This is a genomic window from Rhodococcus sp. P4_B6 (genome assembly GCF_056402215.1).
Genome location: NZ_JBFUHV010000336.1, coordinates 1 through 4227 on the forward strand (window position 1 = coordinate 1; position 4227 = coordinate 4227).

3 protein-coding genes and 1 pseudogene are annotated in these 4227 nt (G+C 60.6%); all 4 read right to left on the bottom strand.

The features are described 5' to 3' along the window. Positions 1 to 558: 558 nt before the first annotated feature. The gene (locus tag AC1DWT_RS49850; RefSeq protein ID WP_477926131.1) at positions 559 to 1353 is read right to left on the bottom strand and encodes an SDR family NAD(P)-dependent oxidoreductase; all 795 of its coding nucleotides are present in this window, start codon (positions 1351 to 1353) and stop codon (positions 559 to 561) included. A gap of 155 nt (positions 1354 to 1508) precedes the next feature. Continuing rightward, the gene (locus AC1DWT_RS49855) at positions 1509 to 2942 is read right to left on the bottom strand and encodes a phenylacetate--CoA ligase family protein (protein WP_061696914.1); all 1434 of its coding nucleotides are present in this window, start codon (positions 2940 to 2942) and stop codon (positions 1509 to 1511) included. A 66-nt stretch (positions 2943 to 3008) separates the two neighbouring features. Continuing rightward, positions 3009 to 3935, bottom strand: coding sequence for an MBL fold metallo-hydrolase (locus tag AC1DWT_RS49860; RefSeq protein WP_095870069.1), 927 nt, complete (start codon positions 3933 to 3935; stop codon positions 3009 to 3011). Between the two features lie 38 nt (positions 3936 to 3973). After that, a pseudogene (locus AC1DWT_RS49865) lies at positions 3974 to 4227 on the bottom strand (hypothetical protein); the annotation flags it as partial.

Below are 4227 nucleotides of genomic sequence, written 5' to 3' on the forward strand. Positions count from 1 at the left end.
ATCTATGCGTGCCGTACGCGTGATGTGTATCGAAGAACCGCTCGGTGCCCGTGTTCTATCGAAACCAATTGCAGTACAGGCACTGTCGAATACGCGAGCTGACCGGTGGCACCGGATATCTTTTTGTGTGCGACTCACCGGACATTGAATCCGACTCTTGAGTCGTAATATCGACCCACTGGTTAGTAACCTAGTTCCAGCGCATGGATGTGTCAATGGTCACAGACGCCCAGATCTGGCGAGGTGCCCTGCCCGTGTCCGGATCTACACGCCGGTTTGGGCAGGGCAGCTGCAGTATTGAAACGCCGGACGAGTCCCACACGCGAGTTATATTCTCGCATGCGTGGATTCGTCCGGCGTTGACTGTCACGTACCGCGGCTGGGGATCAGTTTCTGGCGACGAGGATACTGTCATGGTTCGAACTACAACGACGTTGGCCATCAGCCTTCGCAGCAGCTGTTGCAGCTCGACGTCTCCGCGGGGAGCTGTTGCAGCTCAGCGGTTTCCCCGCGGAGTTGTTTCGGTGGGTCCTGACAACGGCGGAGCAGGCTGAACTCTCACGTCGTCGACATCCCGCCGTCGACCAAAATGGTCTGGCCGGTGACGTACCCCGCTGCGGGCGATGCGAGCCAGACCGCGGTTGCGGCGAGTTCCTCGGGCTTGCCCGCTCTTCCCAACAAGAACCGGGGCTCGAGCGAATCGGTCACATACTCTGGGGAGTACGACTCCGTCATTTCGGTCTCGAAGAAGCCCGGCGCAATCGCGTTTACTCTGATTCCCGGCTTTCTGCCCCACTGCGACGCGAGGTCACGAGTGAGTCCAACGAGGCCGGCCTTGCTTGCGGTATAGGCCGCCTGGGGCAGTGCGGCAGTAGTGAAGCCGAGAACACTCGAGATGTTGATGATCGWGCTCCCCTGCGTCATCACTTCGGCGCAGGCTTGGGCCATCCAATAGCTACCTCCGAGATTGACATCTACAACCGCCCGGAAGGCATCGGGGCTTTCCCGCGTAGCCGGGACTGCGCTCGCCATACCGGCATTGTTGACGAGGATGTCCACACGACCGAACCGTGCCATCGCCGCCTCGACCAGATCTACGCACTGTCGAGGATCGGCCACGTCGGCGTTCTGTACCAGGGCCTCGCGCCCGTACCCGCGTACCGCCTGCGCGGTTGCCTCCAAGCGGTCGACCYTGCGCGATGCCACGATTACGTGGGCTCCGGCGCGGGCCATGGCCGTGGACAGCGATACGCCTAAACCTGCTGACGCCCCAGTGACGATCGCAACTCGATCGTCGAGGCGAAACATTTCCGCGAAGGCGCCTAGGTTGTCGGCCGCCTCTTGTTCGTGCATTTCACTTCCCTCTTCGAAGTCAGCCTCGACCCGAATTTCGACGGCTTACGCCGTACCGACCGACTCTGCTGAAAGTTTCGTCGACTCTCGAGGTTTGGCTACCGCTGTCGACACCTGGAGCCGGGACCGGTCTATTGACCAACTATTGGGAGCGCTCAGACGGGTGAGGGAGCCTCACCACGGCGGTCGAGAAGACGCTTGACCTTCCCCTCTCCTCCCAGCCCAGTCTGAGGAGCGAGGGATCCAGCAGGGACGATCGTCACCTCGACCGAGACACCGAAGGTCGACTTGAGACGATGCTTCATGTCTTCCTGGAGAGGTGCTGTGTCTTCGTCGTTCGCCTGCTCGATCAACACGGTCATTCGTTCACGGGAACCGAGACCCTCGCCGACGTTCTCCACCACGCACAGGAACTCGCCCGTCGATCGCGCGTCGCCCTGGACGACGTCCTGTGCTGACCGCGGATACACGCTTGTCGCTCTCAGTTTCACCATTTCGTCGAGCCGGCCCAAAAACCCGGACAGTTTGGTCGTCCGGGCACCGCACGCGCACGCTGCGCGCTCGGAACTACGCATACGGTCTTTGAGGTCGTATCTGATGATGGGTGGAACCGAGCGATGCAGGCTTGTGACCACGATGTCGCCATCGTGCCCTGGGCCGAGGATGCGTCCGGTCTCGCTGTCGGCGATCTCGACGATGGCGGTGTCGTCGTTGACGTGCAACCCATCTTTTGCAGCACATTCGTATCCGATGAGGCCGACTTCATGGGTTCCGTAGTTGTCGTAGACCGGAACACCCCATGCATCTTCGAGCAAGTCGCGCAGGTGTCCTTCTGTATCCACCCCGAGATAGGTATGAATGAATCGCGTGGACAGATCCTTCTTGAGGTCGATGCCAGATCGATCAGCCTCTTGCGCCAGAATTTTGAGGTACTCGCCGAAGGCGACCCAACCACTTGTTCCCCAGGAGCGCGCCAGCTCCAGTTGCCTTGCCGAACTGGTGACGGCACCCGAACCGGTGGTCAAGGGGACCATGCCACACCAGTGCATGGCGGCGGTCGACGAACACCACGCGGTGTTGGCCAAACTGTTGGTGAGGGTGATCTGTAGAATGTCCCCGACCTCGGCCCCCTGCGCAACGAAAGCTCGGGCGAATTGAATTGCCTGCACTTCCCACGCTACGGGATCGAACAGTGTCGGCCGCGGCAGCCCTGAGGTGCCACCACTGGATTGAATCTTCAGCGGTGTTCGCATCGCGTCCAGTGCGAAGTTCTGATGGTTTCCGAACGGCGGGTGCTCCTCGATCGAGTGCTTGATGTCCTCACTGGTAAACGTAGGGATCTTCTCGAGGTCGTCCAGGCCTCGTATGTCTCCCGGCTTCAAACCGGAGTCCGACCACCGCTCGCGATAAAACGGGACCGCCCAAGCGTCGGCCACCCGTGCGAGAAAGCGTGATTCCTGAATCTGTCGCATCTCGTCGTCGGACCGTGCCGACATGACGGAGTTGAACAGGGGCGGCGGCGGGTAGTCCTCGGTGAGCTGACGCCAGTCGATGCTCGACCAGTAGTAGGGAATTTCGTTCTTCGACATCAATGCTCCTGAAGCTGTCGTTATGCCGGCAGTGTGTTCGCCGGTGGTGTTGTAGAAGTGCTCGGCTCAAGCAGTAACGAATTGGTAGGCGTTGCCGTCGCTCACGATACGACCGACGCTGTTCCCGGCGAAGTGCGTGCCGAACACAAGAACATCACTGTCTGCAACCGACGCGAGGAACTCCTGACGCCGAGCGGAGGACAGCTCACGGTCCCAGTCACCTCGCGAACTCCACGTGGGATGGGCGGCCTGAATCGGGTGATGCACGAAATCACCAGTGATGAACCCGGTCTCACCCTTCGATTCGATGGTGAGACTGTGATGGGATTTGGTATGGCCAGGCGTGGATGTATACCGCACGCCCTCGCAGATGGTGTGGTTGACCGGAACGAGATCGACGAGGCCCGCCTCGACACACGGTTGAATCGACTGCGCGAACACGAGACGCGTCTGCCGGTGGATGTCCGGATCCGCTCCGTTGTACGTGACGGCATGCCCGAGGTCGTCGGAGACGTCGCCGCCCTCGGTGAGTCCCTTGTGGTACTCGAACTCGTCCTGAACGAAGGTGTACCGGGCGTTCGGGAATGTCGGCACCCATCGGTCACCGTCGAGCACGGTGTTCCATCCCACGTGATCGAGGTGCAGATGTGTGATGGCGACGTAGTCGATCTGTTCGGGCTTGTAGCCGGCATCCGCCAGTCGATCCAGATAGGGGGTGTCCAGGCCACCCCAGGCCGGGATCAGCGGTAGATCCTTGTGATTGCCGCACGCGGTGTCGACGAGCACGACAGACGACCCGGTGTCGACGACGAACGAGTGTACGCTCCAGAGTGTCTGCCCGTGTTCGTTGGCGTAGTCGGGGTACAGCCACGGAACGGCCTTGACCGCATCCGGCGTTGCCTCTGCGATCAGTCCGTCGAGCTCACCGACCTCGACCGCGATTTCGTTTATCTGGGTGATTTTCACATCACCGATCTGCCAGCTATGAGTCATGGTGTTTGCTTCTTTCGTTCAGTGTGTGTGGTGCTTGTTCAGACAGCGCGGCCGGCCATTTCGCCTTCGTAGATCGCCTCGTCCACCCGGCGGGGTGCCAAGCAGTCTCCGACGGCCGTCACGTCGAACTGCGCTTCCRGTTGGGGTAGAAGGGCCGTATCGGCATCGCGAAGCATGACGGTCACGAGAGACTGCGCCGGTGCCACTCTGGCGGCACCATCCCAGATGCGATTCAGTACGACGCCGTCCGAATTCACTTCGGCGACAATGTGTTGCGGTGTCAGTGTCACCC

Excerpts from the sequence above, each read along its gene's own strand:
- AC1DWT_RS49860 (WP_095870069.1), bottom strand. The coding sequence starts at position 3,935 with ATGACTCATAGCTGGCAGATCGGTGATGTGAAAATCACCCAGATAAAC.
- AC1DWT_RS49855 (WP_061696914.1), bottom strand. The coding sequence starts at position 2,942 with ATGTCGAAGAACGAAATTCCCTACTACTGGTCGAGCATCGACTGGCGT.